The sequence below is a fragment of the Enterobacter sp. UPMP2052 genome (genome assembly GCF_053709675.1).
In genome coordinates this window covers 585,488-602,049 of record NZ_JBSKJR010000001.1, presented here as the reverse complement: position 1 = coordinate 602,049, position 16,562 = coordinate 585,488, and the positions used below count along the sequence as shown (strand labels likewise).

Genomic DNA, 16,562 nt, shown 5'->3' with positions numbered 1-16,562 from the left:
GCCTACCTGTCCTTTGCTATATCTATATGACTGCAAAGTTACGAGTTTGACTGGAAATCTTCGATTATCTTCTGATTGTAATCATCCAGATACTTTTGCAGTTCATCCCTGTCGATCAGACGTACCAAGGCTGACTCAGCTAACTCTTTAGCAGAGCGTGTGAAGTAGGAATTAGTCACAACCATCGCCTCATCACAACCATAGAACGTTTTAGCAGAGATCACCTGCTGCACCGCCGAGTTACCTACAGAACCAGAATAATTTTTCGCCTGAATAACCATATCCTTACCAAATCGAGTGACGAAAAGATCTGCACCCTGATCTTGCGTTCTCTTGGTTTCTTTGACGTCGTAACCCATAGTCTGGAATATTTCCACAAGGAAATCTTCGAACTGGAAACCGTCCATTGCATCAACTAAATACATGGTGACGAATTTATTAGGGTTAAAATGCTCAAGGCGTGTAGCTAATCTATCAACCAGAATATCAAAATAAATACGTTCGCACACAGCCAAGTATTTTTTAACTTCATCAAATAAAACCAAAGGGACACCAGGCGTGGCCTCCGCTTTTTCATTGAATTCTACTGATGAGAACTCTATCTTATTACTCCATATATAGAATAGAAATAATGAAAGATCTGCCCGAAAAGTGGTGCCCGCTTCCTCAATCCATGACTTCAAGGATTCAGTAAGTGTAGATTTAATATGCCGTTTAACTTCCTTAGCGAAACCATAATAAAGAGCGTTAAATGACGTGGTAAGGAGTAATTTATCTAATAGCTCAGGTAACTCCTCAAGCTCATTGAACCCTTTTCTGACCAACACCTCACGGAAAAGTTGTAATTCGGAGTATGTGCCATTATCTGTTGAGAAATCTGCTTCCGATTTATTATTATGTGAGAATCTGGAAGTGTAAATGAAGTTAGTAAAATATGGATCTTTTAAATTGGAGTATTTTTCGAGAACATTTTCAAGCAATTGATTAAGCTGCGTTTGTTCTTTCTTTTTCCCAAATAGATCTTTCAGAACCCCCTTTGAACGATACTGAAATTCGGGATAAAACGATGGATTCAATGGTGTCATACGTTGTATATCTATTGCTTGTGAGGTCGATGATGCTGAACCCCATGCAGACGTTTTTACAGGCGAAACTCCACTACACCATGGACAATGAATCTCAAAGGTCGTTCTACTGCAAGTATCACACTGATAAATCATTTGAATATTCTCCTTTTATTCCAATATCTGTCTATTCGGCGCTTCAATTACCAGCCTAATAATCCACAATATAAAAAAGATCGTCATCGCTCAGTCATATTACTTTATGTTCTTATTTTTGAGTCCATCCACTTAGTCATATCCTTCAGAAGAACCAGTGCATCTTTTTTGCTTCTCGTATTCCCCCAAAAACTCAGTTCAAGCACTTTCCCCTTCCCAGTAATTGATACTTCGTAGTCCTCAGGGCTAGCTGTTGGAATGAAATCTCCAGCACTTAAAGCAACTCTTATTTCTTCTTTTAGTACATTAACTTCAGGGTAATCATCTGAATGTATCCAGCCATATACGTAGAACTCCGCTTCATCTCGTCCATCCACTGAAGGGCGATAAACTAACGTAATTCCTGTTTTACCTTGTCCCCAGCATCCCGGCATCAGATGAATTGCTTTATAGTAACCCTTCCAGTTATTAATACCTGTTGCAATATGAATATCAGGCAAGACCTCTGAGACAACCGATTTAGCTTCCTCGGTGATAGCATTTTGGTACATTTCCAGCAATTGAACCGATTTTATCAAAGCTGTGAAATTTTCAGTGACAAACTCCACATTTTTATCAGAAACCTTATCCATACTAACCTCACTCAATTTTTTAAGATGACTTAAAAACTCCTGATAAAAAAAAGTCCACTTGCTGAACTCTTGATTCATCATCTCTAACCCCAGACGTCGAATGGCGGTTTCCAGCAGCAGTGAATAATTGATCAGTTGCCAACCGTCTACGCCTTTAGCGCTGTTACCGTCAGGCTTTAATATACAGCGAAATAGTTTTTGATTGTTGCCGCCGTAACTATCAATGAGACTTACATAGCTGGGAAAAGGATTATATGTATCAGCCAGAACTTTATGCTCAATACCTATAATGAATTCATCATGTCTGATAAGAATATCAATATATTTCCCATCTTCTGTTCGGGCCTCTCTCATTAGCTCCAGAGAAGTGAAATCAATTTCATCAACATCGAGGGAATCATCCAGACAACATAGCAATGCTTTGAGCAACCATGGCGGCACCATTTTCTGGGCTCCCATAAACAAAGCCATCAAATCCGTAGTTGGATTTTCGAGATATCCGGAACCACCCAATTCAAAAAAATTGAATTCAACATCATCCTCAACCGAAATGCCTTTCAGTTGTTCAATAAATTTGACAAAAAACGTTTCAGAACGCAATTCAACCTCCTTTTAAAAATCATGATGCCATTACAGATTAATTAACACCCTAACTTTGCTATAAATTATGGTCCCAAATATTCTCACAAATTATTTTATACAAAGACTGTCGTTCATCGACATCTTGTTTTTTAAATGAATCATGTGGTTTGAAAGGCAATCCGAATACATTTCTCAACTGATTGAAATTAGGGTTATTCATATATGCCAATGGGCATAACGATTTAGCCAAGAGATTCTCTTTGATGTAATGAGGTTGCTTTTGATCGTAACACAAATCACCATATGACTGGTTTGAGCCTCTAGGTAATAAAACCAAATCACCTAAGCGATTTCTGTAATTGTTAAATTCGTGCTCTTGTTCAAACTCATCAGAGTAACGTTCATATTTATCGGCCCAAATATGCTCGACTTCAAATGGCTTACCGTGTTCTGGCTGATAATATGTAATGAAGGTTGTACTCATTCCAGCTTGCTGCTCAACCCACGCAGTTGTACGAGAAAGCAAAAACTTCACAAAACGATAGTTTTGACCATGGAGACGAAACTCTTCCATTCCTGCAAAAGTATCTGGCATTTCGGATAACTTCTTAGATAATAAATCTTTTAATTCTTCAAAACTTTTACCACGAATCTCTTTAACAAGACTGTACATTGTGTAACGAATAGAACTGGCAGAGAATTTACGGAAATTGACAGAACGGCGAACAACAAACGTTTCAATATAGCGAGCCACCAGGTTTATTTTGGCTCTCGCAACTTCAGAACTGTCACCAACATTTAATGGAGCCAACATCAAAGGGAAACTTAAAGTAGGTGCAATACCCCAATGGTGGATATAAAATACATATTCCAGTTGATGCGTTAATGCTCTCTCAGCATTCAGTATTTGTGTATAAGCATTTAAATAAAACAAAAAGTTTTTTTGTATAAATCGTTCAAATGTCTCTCCATTATCTGGGTCCAATCCCACCGCCTGAAGATTATCTCTAACCCAACTATGAAAACGCGTACCTATTTTTTCAAAGTCTTCATTTTTTGAACCAGCTTTACCCGGGCGTATTGTATCAGCATATTGAGCTCGCAACCATGACTGGAAAAAACGTTGGTCTTCATCTTTGTCATAGTTTTTTAAATCCATCATCGCTTTTTTCCAGAGTTCATTTGCCTTTTGGCGTTTATCTCCCTGATGAAAGCGTGAAAGTAAAAAACCTTTAAGCATTTCGGACGGAGTAAGATTCAATCCTCGGTCATTCATAGTCTCAAAGATGGTATATGCGTTTTCATCTGAATAGGCAACTATCTCAACCATAATAACGTTATACTTAAGCCAGTCGATAAAAAAAGGAAAAGCCTGACCTTTTAACTCATCAGGAAAAGCATCTGTGATATTCTGATATCTCTCCACCATGTTATGGGTTGACTCATCATCCCCATCAACTAAACTATAGCTACCAAAATTAAACAATGCTTCCATGCAAGGAATTCTGTCTTCAACTACTATATTGAATGATTTGCTGCCACGTAGCTCGGAGAAAATCATTGATTCTATTTTCTCTTCATATTTAAGTTCTTTCTGAAGGTTATGGAGGTAAATTAGAAATAAAGTTAATGAAGTCAGTCGTTGCTGACCATCAATAATACTCCGTTTCCCATCTTTACTACTCACAACAAATGGTCCTAAGTAATAATTATTGTAGTTTTCACCCTGCTCCCGAGAATCACCGACTGTGTATTCATTGAGAAACGCAGATGTTAAGTCTGTAACCAACTCTTCAATATGTTTCTCACCCCAGCTATACTCGCGCTGAAAGTAATCAACGGTATATTTTTGCGCATTTAGAACATCAAACAAATTACGATGGCGTGCTTCAATTTTATTATCTAACTTACTCATTATTATACTCCCTGCATTAACGAGACTGACCAAACCCTTAAGAACTCATATTGATAAGTTACATATCAGCCAACAACATCCCAGCCATCCCATCCAGTCGTTTCTTGACCTTTTCCCACCCCGGCATAACCTGCCCCATCAAGCGGTAAAACTCCTCGCTGTGGTTGTGCTCAGCCACATGGCATAGCTCATGCAGCAAGACATAATCGATGCATTCTGAGGACGCTTTCACCAGCCATGGATTCAGGGTCAGACAGCCTTTTGCAGAACAGTTACCCCATTGCGTTTGCATCGCCCGCAGACGTATCGGCGGACGCTCACTGACCCAAAGGGTCTGTGGTATCAATAAATCAAGCCTGCGTTGAAAGACATCTCTGGCGCGTTCCCGATACCATTCGGCCAGCAACACTTTTACCTTTTCTGCCGATTTGTGTCTGACAGTCACTTCCAGACGCCCACGCAGCATTTTCACTCGTTGCGGTACAGTAGCGTCTTCTGTCACTTTCAACTGATATTGCTTGCCAAGATAGTAATGGCTTTCTCCGCTGACATACTGGCGCAGAACAATGTGTGTCTGCTGCTCCCTGAAATCACGCAGTTGCTGATAGATCCAGCGCCCTCGTTTTTTCAGCGCAGACAACACCTCGTGCTCCGGTGTTTCTGGCGGTACAGAGGCCACAACCCGACAGTCGGGATGTACCTTGATGAGTACTCTGCCCTTTACGACCTGACGCGAAACACACTGTACGACGATGACCTCATCACCATAGACAATGCGTAACGCTTTCATTGCTGGCGATTCTTTTTCACTCATGATTTCATCAAACCAACGCGCAGTATCTGGATGATAGTTTCCACAATACGGTTAACCTGATTCATTCCGGCACCAATTTCCCGGCAGGCCGTAAACAGCAGTGGTAGCAGACTTGTCTTAACGACTTTCTCAATGTCCTGAGGGTTCAGGGAATTTTCTGCCACTGCTTTGACGATAATGCTGTCCACCTCAAAGGCCAGCTTCGTCCACTTCTCCTGCACCTGAACGTCGTTTACCGCAAAAACCTCCGGTAGCTCTTTTTTAAAAACACCGTAATACGCCTGAGCATGTTTGTTTACCGCCAGTGCATCCGGGATATCGCTGAGCTTACGGGCTTCAACCTGTTCTTCAAACTCACGGAACAAGAGGTACTGCTTCAATGGATGGTCGAACAGTTTTTCAGCCTCTTCGATTGCCATACGCAGGAGTTTGGAAAAGGCCTCCTGAGCATACGGATCATCACGCAGCTCCTGCTCAATCATCTTCGTCACGCGGGTTTTAATGATGTCGGTTTCATTGCGGGTTTTATTGTTGTCCCACTCTTCGGGCTTTTCGCTCTTGCCCATTTTACCGACTTCATACACGCCATCCGGTTCACGCACCTCAACGCCGGTGACATGCTTATCCAGCAGTTTTTTCACCTGCTCAGCGTAGTCGTCATAGTTGACCTGCTCGCCACTGACCTGCATTGTCCACTGGCGCAGGCTGGACATCTGTTTTACGGTTTCTTTATAGAGATTTCGGTCTTGTTCCGTAAAACTCTTGTCGGTGAAGAAGGTGGCGGACTGCAATGCCACTTTCAGGCATCCGGCAAAGGCCGTTAACGCCTCGAAGAAATCATCGCGGGTTTTCTGATGGATATCGACCATCTCTCCGTCACGCTCTTCCATTTTAGGCACCAGAACCGCACGCAACTGCTCAGTATCATTCTTGTTTTTAACACCGGCAAAAATGGCCCACAACTGGTTATGCAGATGCGGCAGACGTTTGTATTCAGAACTCATGGCGCTGTACAGCCCGTCAATATCCTTGATGTCGTATCCTCCCTGAGTTCGGGAGGCGAGATCCTGATATTTGCCGATCGTCGTGTCCAGTTCAGCCAGAATGCCGCGATAATCAATCAGCAGGCCAAACTTTTTAAGTGGATGCAGTCGGTTTACCCGGGCAATCGCCTGGATAAGATTATGGGATTTAAGCGGCTTGTCGATATACAGCACGGTATTCTTCGGTTCATCAAACCCGGTGAGCAGTTTATCAACGACAATCAGCATTTTGAGCTTATCATCTGTATCGAAACGGCTAATGATATTGCGGGTATACACGGACTCATCCTGCGTGCCGACATTATCCTTCCACCACTTCGTCACTTCCGGCAGTTTACTTTCATCAACCTCGGTATTCCCTTCCCGGGTATCCGGCGGGCTGATAACTACAGCCGACTCAAACAACCCGGCTTCATCAAGATACTTTTTATATTTGATGGCGGAAATCTTGCTGTCGCAGGCAAGCTGGCCTTTCAGCCCCTCATCAATATTCTTCGAGAAGTGTGTGGCGATATCGAGTGCGATCAGCCGGATGCGGTCATCTGCACTGTAAACCTCACCCTTTCGGGCATATTTACGCTTAAGGTCGGCTCTTTGCGCTTCGCTTAATCCATCGGTAATACGGTCAAACCAGGCATCTATTGCCCGGTCGTTTACCTCAAGATCAGGAATACGTTCCTCATAGAGCAGAGGCGTCACGGCCTGATCTTCTACCGCCCGCTGCATGGTATAAGCGTGGACAATCGGCCCGAATTTATTGGTGGTCTTATCTTCTTTCAGCAATGGCGTACCGGTAAATGCCACAAAGGCGGCATTCGGCAGGGCCAGTTTCATTCGCACATGGTTCTCCCCCCCCTGGCTCCGGTGTCCTTCATCAATCAGAACGATGATGTCGGGGCTGGTATTGACGCATTCAGGCAATTTTGTCGCTGAGTTAAATTTCTGGATAAGGGTAAAGATTATACGTTCTTTACCAGAGCCAATCTGCTGTGCCAGCTTCTGACCTGAGGTCGCCAACGCTTTGGCCTTATCATCCTTCCCTGCCAGTTCGCCACCAGAGACAAAAGTGCCGCTGAGCTGCCCTTCAAGGTCCACGCGGTCCGTCACCACCACAATACGACACTGCTTCAGGCTGTCATGAAGGATCAGCGCCTTGCTGAGGAACACCATGGTGTACGATTTACCTGACCCCGTGGTATGCCAGATCACCCCACCTTCCCTGCCCCCATCCGGTCTGCGAGTACTGATGCGTTCCAGCAGTCTTTTTATGCCGAACACCTGCTGATAGCGAGCGACTATCTTCCCTGTCTTTTTATCAAACAGGGTGAAGAAGCGGGTCATCTCCAGCAGACGTTCCGGCGAAAGCAGGCTGATAAGCAACTTATCCTGTCCACTGACAGCCAGTTCACCAGCGGCGATTAACTGCTGGTACCAGTCGAGATCGGCTGAAGGACGATGATCAAACAACGCATGAATTTGTTCCGTCGATAACTGATGGTTGCGCAGAGCATACATCTGAGGATCGGTTATATCCTCTTCGCGCCATGCCGCCCAGAATTTCATTGGTGTATGACAGGTACCATAGCGTCCGTCATGCCCGTTAATTGAAAGTAATAACTGGCTATAGACAAACAGCTGCGGGATTTCATCGTTGAACTGGTTGCGGATACTCTGGGATATCCCCTCGTCAATGGTTGGCCCTTTCTTGCCATGACCAGCCGGGCTTTTCGCTTCAATAACAGCCAGCGGGATACCATTAACAAAGCAGACAATATCTGGCCTCCGGGTTTCAACACCACCTGACCGCAATACCGTAAATTCTTCAGTAAAATGGAACTGGTTATTTTCCGGATGTTCCCAGTCAATCAGCGCAATGGTGGGGTTCACCTTCTTGCCATCGACAAACTCCGTGACGGCGATACCGTAGAGCAGATGGTTATACATCCGTTCATTGGCTTTGAGCAGCCCTTCATTCAGCGCCGGAGAACAGACCTGTGATATCAGGTTATCCAGTGCTTTTTCCGATAACTGGCAGGTTTTGCCACCCGCCATAAATGAACGCTTCGACAACACTTCACGCAGAACCGGACGCAGCACTACCTCATCCTGTTTATAACCCCGATAACCCATAATCTGTTTCGGGGATAAAAACGTCCAACCAAGGCTGGTTAGTAATGTCAGCGCCGGAATTTTGGCACTGTATTCTTCCTGAAATTTTGGCGTGTACGTCTGGTTCATTAGCTTTCCTTGTTCTTAGCGTTAAGCACTCACGGCTTCTTCAGCTTCTACTTTGACACGACGCTTTCCGGTCAGTAATTGCTGCATCAGGGCTTTTTTCTCATCTTTCAGGCAAGCGAGTTTTTTCTCCAACATGGACATTTCGGCATCGGCTGCGGACAGGACTGCGGCTATTTTTTGTTGTTCCATTAGTGTAGGTAATGAAAATGAGAAGCTACATAGCGCGTCAAATCCGACTGAGTCTCGCACAGAACCTTGAGTGCTACCTGCTATACGCTGCTTAGCTTCATTAGAGCTCATCCAGTTCAGGAAATAATCGCTATTTAGCCGTTCATGGTTAATACTAAAAACGACGTACATTGGGCTTAGCACACCTTCATCATAATTGTCTAAACGGGCGAAAGAACCAACGTTTAAACGAGAGGGGTTATAGCCATACTGATTTTTTTTCACTATTTTGTACGTACTAACATCTTCGCTAGCTACTCGCTTTGAGAACTGCTCCTCAGGTAAAACAAAACCGCTGTGGTTCGTTACACTAAGAACTCGCTGAATGTGGTTATCTCTATTACGTTTTTTTTCTTCATGTATTAATTGCTTTAACCGAACAACCTCCCACTTCCCACTAAACCTCACGCCATTATCATCTAGCAAGCGTTTTTTCCCGGTAAGCAATTGCTGCATCAGGGCTTTTTTCTGCTGCTGACTGTTGGTGAGAAGCTTTTCCGTCACCGAAATCGCCTTATCCCAGGTTGACAGGATTTGGGCGATTTTCTTTTGTTCGGGGAGGGAAGGTAAGATGAATTTATATTTAAAAAGATCAGCCAAAGTTATAGAGACTTGGTTTGCATTACCACGAACCAAGTTTGAGATGAATTGTATAAATTCCTTTTTTTTAAGCATGCTAAAAAGATACTCATTTGTTATTTTTGTTTTCTTCGGTATGAGTTTAACAAGATTCTGATTAAGCAAGCTATTATGTGCACTGCGCGGAACCTTTACAGCTTTACCAACCATGGAGTCCAGTAAATGTGGTCGAGATCCCACAGTAGAGAGTATTATATCGTTTTCGAAAAGACTGTATTGCTCTAAACCTTCGACATTCCCGCCAGCAATAAAAACAGGGTTGTCAGAATGGATGGAGTCCCTAGTTGTGTCCGAAATTCGAACAATCCGTATCCCTTCCTCTGCATATAATGATGAATTAAATGCATAGCCTTTTTTATATGTAACCACTTCACCAAGATAACTTTCACTCCACCCCTTAGGCACCATAACCCAACTCCTTCAGATAACCCGCCATCTCCGTTTCCAGATTCGCCAGTTCCACCTTCAGTTGCTCACGTTCAGCACGCACGACCAGTAAATCAATCTCGTCTTCTTCCTCGAAAGTATCAACATAACGTGGAATATTAAGGTTGTAATCGTTGTCCTGAATCTCTTTCAGGCTGGCAAGATAGGCGTATTTATCGACGTTATCGCCATCACGATAGGTCTTGACGATTTTCTCGATGTTTTCTGCGCTGAGCTGGTTCTGGTTTTTTCCAGCCTTAAATTCACGGCTGGCGTCGATAAACAGCACCTTGTCATCCACTTTCTGCTTTTTGAAAATCAAAATCGCAGCGGGAATACCTGTACCGTAGAACAGTTTTTCCGGCAGGCCAATGACGGCATCCAACAGATTTTCATCGATCAGTTTCTGGCGAATTTTACCTTCGCTGGAGCCACGGAACAGCACACCGTGTGGAACCACCACGCCCATACGACCCGTTCCCGGTTTCAGGGTTTCGATCATATGCGAGATAAAGGCGTAATCCCCTTTAGTTTTCGGCGGTACACCGCGACGGAAACGACCAAATTTATCGTTCTCGGCCTCGTCATGGCCCCACTTATCGAGGCTGAAAGGAGGGTTAGCGGTCACGATATCAAACAGCATCAGGTCGCCGTTTTTATCGAGCAGTTTCGGGTTACGAATGGTATCGCCCCACTCGATTTTGTGGTTGTCTTCGCCGTGCAGGAACATGTTCATTTTCGCCAGCGACCACGTGGAGCCAATCGCTTCCTGACCGAACAAAGCATAGTTACGGCTGTCATGCCCGGAGACGATTTTACGCCCGCACTTCATCAACAATGAACCCGAACCACAGGCCGGATCGCAGATGGTATCACCCGGTTGCGGATCAAGCAGTTCAGCAATCAGGTCCGAAACTTCCGGCGGGGTATAGAATTCCCCGGCTTTCTGCCCACCGCTGGCAGCAAAGTTTTTGATCAGATATTCGTAGGCATTACCGATAACGTCCAGCGTACCTACACGGCTCGGCTTCAGGTTAAGATCTTCACCCGCAAAGTCTTCCAGTAACTGGCGCAGGATGGTGTTCTTCTGTTTTTCTTCACCCAAGCGATCGGTGTTAAACGAAATATCCTGGAACACGCTTTTCCCGGCATCTTTCAGTTTGGTGCCGTTGGCTTCTTCAATCGCATGCAGCGCCTGATCGATCCGCTCGCCGTTGCCCGGCTCATGACGGCGCTCATACAGCGCATAGAAACTGGCGCTTTTCGGCAGCACAAAACGCTCGTTCGCCATCATGGCTTCAATCAGTTCCGGCGCATCACCATATTGCTCTTTATATTCGTCGTAGTGATCTTGCCAGACATCCGAAATGTACTTGAGGAACAGCATGGTAAGGATAAAGTCTTTGTAAGTATCAGCACTGATGGTGCCACGGAACGTATCACACGCGGCCCACAGGGCTTTGTTGATCGTGTCCTGACTGATTTTGTCGTTCATGAATCATCCTGGTCTAAAGAAAAAGCTAGCGATGCAGGGCTTTGCATCTTAAAAATTGCGGTAAATGATACCGTAAGATGCCTCTCCTGACACGCCAATATCGCAGCATTCCGGTTGGCATCGTCCCCATCATATCGACATGCCACAAACTGACACAACCTGTCTCGCCACTCGCAAAAAACCAATTATCTTAGTAAGATAACATCCATATTAGCCATGGTGTAAAACTGCCGTTGGGGTAATGATGATCCATATATCACCCGTTCTGGTGTGTGAAGCTGACATGATCCATAATCGGCAACGTTGATGCCCTTTGATTGTAATAGTGGCCGTCAATGTGATTCCCTTGTTGACTGGAGGTCTCCGGATAGTATGAGTATTGCTAATTGCGTTATCGGCCCACTTTACGATGAGCAAATAAAAAAAACACTCATGTATGCTGACCATAAATTCAAGCGGCTAGTGAATACACGAATCTCGTTACTCGAACATTTATCACCCCACTATGACTTATCTTCCATGTTCAGCTATGAGTTGGAGGGAAGAGTTTTCCGGATTAAATTGATCAAGCCTGAGATTAAATTATCTCGCCAGCAGTTGATCTTCTCCTCACTCTTTTTAGAGCAAGATTTTCTAAAAGAATATAAAAAACACATCTCAAATACTCTACAAAAAACAATCAAACAGTGCATTAAAAAATACAAACAAAAAATCAAAATCGAGCCTTCTATTTTAGATTACATATCAGCGTCACCCCGCAATACGTCGAGTTATGTATTACATGAGATAGTTTTTGAATCTAAACATTGCGATGAAATTCGCAATATTAAAAATGATATATTGCTTGATGAACTAACGTTGAATGGCCGGATCACTAATATTTCAAAATACATTAAAAATAGTCAAGATAAAATCGTCGAACATATAGAATTCTGCACTCATAAATTTGTCAATATAAGTCGTAAGAATCGGCACATTTTCAACACCACCACAATCTCTGGCAGAAAACCTAACATCACTGGTGTTTTACTTTGCCTTTCAGAATTGATAAGCAACCTGCATATTTATCCAACTGCAATTAATAATATAAGTAACGCCATAATTTTAAGCATTGTTTACTCTGTACTTCAACATCTTCAATCCGGAAGAAAAACAGAAAAAACAAAAACTTCTCCAGCACTGGATTTCATCCCCACCATCATCGCACCTCATGTTTTCTACCTGGCGAAACGCGAAAAATCCTCTCAATATAAATACATTGAAAAAGAATATCTTCTAGGCCAGTTACTTATATTTTTGATGTATAAAACAGTTTACTACTCGATTCATAGCATCAGGGTAAGCCGTAAGCATTTCTATAACGATATAAAACCAAAATTAATGGCATTAAAAAAAGAAAGCTTATTAAGCACCAATTTCATGAAAAATCGAAGTGAGATTAGAGGTGAAGTCTTTGGTGATGTTGGTAGTATTGAGGTTGATTTGAGGGAAATCAGCACATTGATTCATCGGCGAAAGGCTCTGTTTATTTCCTTTTAATCTTTAGAGAACACTATATCATCGTGAAGCAGAGCTAATTTCAGCCTTGCATAGATCATTATCAATGCCATAGACAGTGTTAATCATATGACATCGTTCCGGTATTGATACTGATTATCAGGCCTTGGTTTTATGTAATTTAAACACCACCATCTCTGAAACCTCATAGTGCTCATATTTTAACCATAAAAACTAACCGATTTACACCCGCCACACACCGTCATAACTTATTGTATTTAAATAGCTATAAGCCTCTAACTCACTGATTACACCATTAAATTCAAGCCATATCCTTACGCAGATTCAAGCTTGCCCCTGCTGCCATTCACGTTTTAGGATTACCTCGCTAACACGACATGCTACTTTTTAAATCAGTGTAATAATTCAAACGAGGATAAAATTATGTTCGAGAAAATGAAAAACAGTGTAACCCGTATGCCGGGGAATTTAACCAAAATTAATCAATACCAAAAAGACATTGATCACCTGTCTAAACTATTTTCTGAACAGCAATTACTGGAACTAATGACGACTACCGAATCCGATCAAATATTGCAAATGAAGCCTGCTGTAGATATTCTTCATGTACTATCTCCATCAGCATCTACTGCTAAGCATATCAATTTTTTTCAGCACGTCCCAGTGCTCGAACAATGGTTAAAAAAGGAGTGCACTGCCTTTAATTTACTGGCAGTACATTTCTATTCACAGCAATCCCGTAAAAATGTAATTCCGAAAGAAATCTGTATGCTACTGGATGCATTTATTGAAACTGAACTTTCATCTGCGGTTAATGGTAATAATAATGCCGAACTCCTTTCTTGTTTTCAAAACACGCTGGATAAAATGTGCAATACACTAACATTTATAGACCACACAGTTACGGAACAATCTGGTCAAGTAGCAATGCTTGATTTCAGCGCAAAAATGCATGAATATACTGTTGAAATCAGGACCTTTTTGAAGTCTGAATACTGGCTAAACAAACTACCTAAGGATATTAATATTCCAGCCATTGACCTATCCTGGCTTGTGTTTTGTTACTTTTGCTCTGAATATCTTTTTGTATTTATTCAAACAACACTCAATACAATGAAGACAGGAAAAATCATTCGTGATAACTACCTTTATCATCCTAAAATGATTGCATTGATCATTTTATCTATGCTGCCTTATGAAGTCATTCATAACGATGGATCACTGAATAAGTTTAAAACGCCTTTAACCAGCCCTGATGAGTTCATAATCAAATCTATTTGCATTAAAGGTAAGCAAAACACTACAGGGCATAAAAAAGATATAGAACAATTGCTTCGTAAGACATATATCTATATTGCATTACTCTTAAACCCTGAGTGGGCACCATCTTCCAAGGAGTTGATTTCCTTTTTATCAGGAAAGTCCACAGTGATAAGTGGTTCAATGAATTTCCAGTCAACGTCCAGTGGTCTGGGTGTTCAAACTAACAATATCACTCTTCTTAAGAATGAGGTTTACTTCGAAAAAATAGCGAACAAGATCATGAAACTGTAGTTTCTTAATATAATGGCGACATGGAATTGTGTTGCCATTATATCCGAATCAGCATTTTTCACCTGATGAACTGTGAAAACTGAGACTGGCAGACAGTAATCTCGCACCGTATTTTTTCTGTGTTATTTTACAGGAGAAATACGATGCCTATTCTGGATCTGCGTTTCAGCAACAAATCACTTCACCAACTTCCACATCCCCTCACGGGTTGTCAGGAATACCGTGATATTCAGTGCCAAAACCTGCGTGCACTGGTATATCCAAAACGGATCACGCTGGCCTTTCGCGCCACCATCAACAATCAACGTATATATGAAACACTGGGTGAATTCCCTCAGCTCTGCGTTGAGGATGCCCGTCAGCATGTGATGAAACTGCTTGCTGATAAAAATCGTCTTGCGGTTCAGTCCCGTCGATTCACTGTGGAACAGGCCATCAATGACCTGTGGCTACCGGATTTGCAGTTGTATAAAAAGAGTCCTCAGTCAGAGTTGTCAAAACTCAACCTCTACGTTCGCCCGTTCTGGGGCAAGCGGCAACTTCGCGACATCACGGCAGGAGAACTAGAACAATATGCTGCTGGCTTACGGGAAAAATTACGTCCGTCAACAGTAAACCGTATCCTCGCAATATTGTCCAAAATATGCTCTCTGGCAGTACGTGCTGGATGGATCACGCATTCCCCGATGTCACATGTCCGCTATCTGAAAGAAAATAACATTCGCTATCGCACACTGTCAGCGACAGAAATCCCGCGCTTTATTGACGCGGCAACAGCGCTGCAAACACCGGCAGCTGATTCTATATTGCTTGCTCTTTATACGGGGATGCGTATTGGTGAGGTATGTACCCTGAAATGGGAGTACTGGCACCCGGATATGCATCAACTCATACTGCCTGATACAAAGTCCGGACACCCTTTCACCTGCCCACTTGCACCTCCAGCCATTGCAGTTGTCCAGTGCCAGCAGGACCTGATGCTCAGCAAAACTTACATTTTTCCACAACTAACCGACAATGCCCGCCCTCTGGCATATCCGCGTGCAACCTTTGCCCGTATTTGTCGGGATGCCAACATTGATAACCTGCGGATGCATGACCTGCGCCGTACCTTTGCCACCCGGGTACTACAGGCGACCGGGGATATTGCAATCGCTTCCCATCTGCTAAATCACCATTCACTCACGGCGACCCGTCGCTACGCTTTTCACAATGCAGCGACATCACACGCAGTGGTTTCTCAGGTCATAGAAAGTTATGACACAAAATGAACCTATGATCTGTGATTCGTGATTGATGCAACACTCGTTTAAGGACGGTATTGTCATTGCATGCTTCTGCAGGGCCCTGCATTAAGTCATCACAGAATGTGGATTGATATTAAATCCGCGTGGCTTCTTATTCTCTGAAACCGGAGGTTTATGTATTTAACCATTAAGCAGTTCGCAGAAAGATTTAATCTTTCTGCATCCACGGTTGCGTCAGATATATCGCGCAACCCCGGAAAACTCCCGCCCTTCATCAGAATTGGGCGGGCTATACGATTCTCTCTTGACGATATTGTTGAGTGGGAAAATGCACATCGTCAAAACAAACTTAAAGGTGATATAAATGGTTACTAAGAACACGGAAAATAACGCTAATAATGCACTGAACATTATTCCCGAATCAGCAAGCACAGCTGTAGACAACGATGAAAAATATCTGTCCTTTGCATTAGTTCTCGCTATCACGATTATGGGCAACTTAGTAAAGCTCATCGGCACAGATGGCTTCGTACTTTATACCTACACCCTGCAGGACACGGCTACTGCTCGTGCTGTTTTTAATGAATTAGCCAGGCGTCTCAAAAATTTCAATCGTCAGGAGGAGGTCTACACCACCGATTCCCTCACCTTTCGAATGAAATACATTTACGGTGTTACCCTGTTCGAACATGATAGTAAATCTATCCTTAACCTCTTTGATAAGAAGGGTTATCCGGTATTGAGTGAATCAGGAGAACCCGGTTCTCTTGATGATATGTATCTTGACATTCAAGCCCGATTACATGGCGGCTACGCCTCAAAAAAGTTTCTTCATTTACATGAACATTGTCTGTTATCTGCACACGTTACCCCGTCTGTGGAAAAGACGCAACGTGGCATCCTGATTAAAGCAGGCAGGAACCTCGTTTCATTTATCCATGCAGATGATGAATCACACAAAATCGATATTTTCAAAGCTGTAGTAAATGTTATTAAATCTTGATTCTTTAT

At 43.0% G+C, this 16,562-nt stretch carries 12 protein-coding genes; 5 read left to right on the top strand and 7 right to left on the bottom strand.

The annotated features are described in order from the left end of the window. Nucleotides 1-38 precede the first annotated feature (38 nt). The 7 genes from ACWKX3_RS02710 to ACWKX3_RS02680 form a co-directional block, all read right to left on the bottom strand. Nucleotides 39-1,220: a restriction endonuclease gene (locus tag ACWKX3_RS02710; RefSeq protein WP_454541232.1), complete on the bottom strand. Its 1,182-nt coding sequence runs from the start codon at nt 1,218-1,220 to the stop codon at nt 39-41. Between the two features lie 104 nt (nt 1,221-1,324). Beyond that, entirely contained in the window at nt 1,325-2,452 is a 1,128-nt protein-coding gene (locus ACWKX3_RS02705; protein ID WP_124024581.1) for a PD-(D/E)XK nuclease family protein, read from the bottom strand. Nucleotides 2,453-2,510: 58 nt separating this feature from the next. Further along, nucleotides 2,511-4,349 (bottom strand): DUF262 domain-containing protein, encoded by a 1,839-nt coding sequence (locus tag ACWKX3_RS02700; protein WP_454541231.1) that lies wholly within the window; start codon nt 4,347-4,349, stop codon nt 2,511-2,513. A 58-nt stretch (nt 4,350-4,407) separates the two neighbouring features. After that, nucleotides 4,408-5,163 (bottom strand): M48 family metallopeptidase, encoded by a 756-nt coding sequence (locus ACWKX3_RS02695; protein WP_454541230.1) that lies wholly within the window; start codon nt 5,161-5,163, stop codon nt 4,408-4,410. Beyond that, entirely contained in the window at nt 5,160-8,444 is a 3,285-nt protein-coding gene (locus tag ACWKX3_RS02690) for a type I restriction endonuclease subunit R (RefSeq protein ID WP_454541229.1), read from the bottom strand. Before ACWKX3_RS02690 ends, ACWKX3_RS02695 begins: the two co-directional genes overlap by 4 nt. 21 nt (nt 8,445-8,465) lie before the next feature. Continuing rightward, complete coding sequence (locus ACWKX3_RS02685) at nt 8,466-9,719, bottom strand: restriction endonuclease subunit S (protein ID WP_454541228.1); 1,254 nt, start codon at nt 9,717-9,719, stop codon at nt 8,466-8,468. Then, on the bottom strand, nt 9,709-11,232 hold the full coding sequence (locus tag ACWKX3_RS02680; RefSeq protein WP_073546500.1) for a type I restriction-modification system subunit M: 1,524 nt from the start codon (nt 11,230-11,232) through the stop codon (nt 9,709-9,711). Before ACWKX3_RS02680 ends, ACWKX3_RS02685 begins: the two co-directional genes overlap by 11 nt. 306 nt (nt 11,233-11,538) lie before the next feature. Between ACWKX3_RS02680 and ACWKX3_RS02675 the strand changes: the two genes are divergently transcribed. The 5 genes from ACWKX3_RS02675 to ACWKX3_RS02655 all read left to right on the top strand — a co-directional run bounded on the left by ACWKX3_RS02675 (nt 11,539) and on the right by ACWKX3_RS02655 (nt 16,554). Next, a complete protein-coding gene (locus tag ACWKX3_RS02675; protein ID WP_454541227.1) occupies nt 11,539-12,771 on the top strand; it encodes a hypothetical protein in 1,233 nt (410 codons plus the stop codon). Nucleotides 12,772-13,173: 402 nt separating this feature from the next. Continuing rightward, nucleotides 13,174-14,304 (top strand): hypothetical protein, encoded by a 1,131-nt coding sequence (locus ACWKX3_RS02670; protein ID WP_454541226.1) that lies wholly within the window; start codon nt 13,174-13,176, stop codon nt 14,302-14,304. A gap of 143 nt (nt 14,305-14,447) precedes the next feature. Continuing rightward, nucleotides 14,448-15,575 (top strand): tyrosine-type recombinase/integrase, encoded by a 1,128-nt coding sequence (locus tag ACWKX3_RS02665; RefSeq protein WP_454541225.1) that lies wholly within the window; start codon nt 14,448-14,450, stop codon nt 15,573-15,575. Nucleotides 15,576-15,725: 150 nt separating this feature from the next. Then, a complete protein-coding gene (locus tag ACWKX3_RS02660) occupies nt 15,726-15,926 on the top strand; it encodes a helix-turn-helix transcriptional regulator (RefSeq protein WP_000281555.1) in 201 nt (66 codons plus the stop codon). Beyond that, nucleotides 15,916-16,554, top strand: coding sequence for a hypothetical protein (locus ACWKX3_RS02655; RefSeq protein ID WP_454541224.1), 639 nt, complete (start codon nt 15,916-15,918; stop codon nt 16,552-16,554). The genes ACWKX3_RS02660 and ACWKX3_RS02655 overlap by 11 nt, the downstream gene beginning before the upstream one ends. Nucleotides 16,555-16,562: the final 8 nt, after the last annotated feature.

Bases quoted from the DNA above. Each gene is read 5' to 3' on its own strand.
- ACWKX3_RS02710 (WP_454541232.1), bottom strand. From the start codon at position 1,220: ATGATTTATCAGTGTGATACTTGCAGTAGAACGACCTTTGAGATTCAT.
- ACWKX3_RS02700 (WP_454541231.1), bottom strand. From the start codon at position 4,349: ATGAGTAAGTTAGATAATAAAATTGAAGCACGCCATCGTAATTTGTTT.
- ACWKX3_RS02695 (WP_454541230.1), bottom strand. From the start codon at position 5,163: ATGAGTGAAAAAGAATCGCCAGCAATGAAAGCGTTACGCATTGTCTAT.
- ACWKX3_RS02690 (WP_454541229.1), bottom strand. From the start codon at position 8,444: ATGAACCAGACGTACACGCCAAAATTTCAGGAAGAATACAGTGCCAAA.
- ACWKX3_RS02685 (WP_454541228.1), bottom strand. From the start codon at position 9,719: ATGGTGCCTAAGGGGTGGAGTGAAAGTTATCTTGGTGAAGTGGTTACA.
- ACWKX3_RS02680 (WP_073546500.1), bottom strand. From the start codon at position 11,232: ATGAACGACAAAATCAGTCAGGACACGATCAACAAAGCCCTGTGGGCC.
- ACWKX3_RS02675 (WP_454541227.1), top strand. From the start codon at position 11,539: ATGCCCTTTGATTGTAATAGTGGCCGTCAATGTGATTCCCTTGTTGAC.
- ACWKX3_RS02670 (WP_454541226.1), top strand. From the start codon at position 13,174: ATGTTCGAGAAAATGAAAAACAGTGTAACCCGTATGCCGGGGAATTTA.
- ACWKX3_RS02665 (WP_454541225.1), top strand. From the start codon at position 14,448: ATGCCTATTCTGGATCTGCGTTTCAGCAACAAATCACTTCACCAACTT.
- ACWKX3_RS02660 (WP_000281555.1), top strand. From the start codon at position 15,726: ATGTATTTAACCATTAAGCAGTTCGCAGAAAGATTTAATCTTTCTGCA.
- ACWKX3_RS02655 (WP_454541224.1), top strand. From the start codon at position 15,916: ATGGTTACTAAGAACACGGAAAATAACGCTAATAATGCACTGAACATT.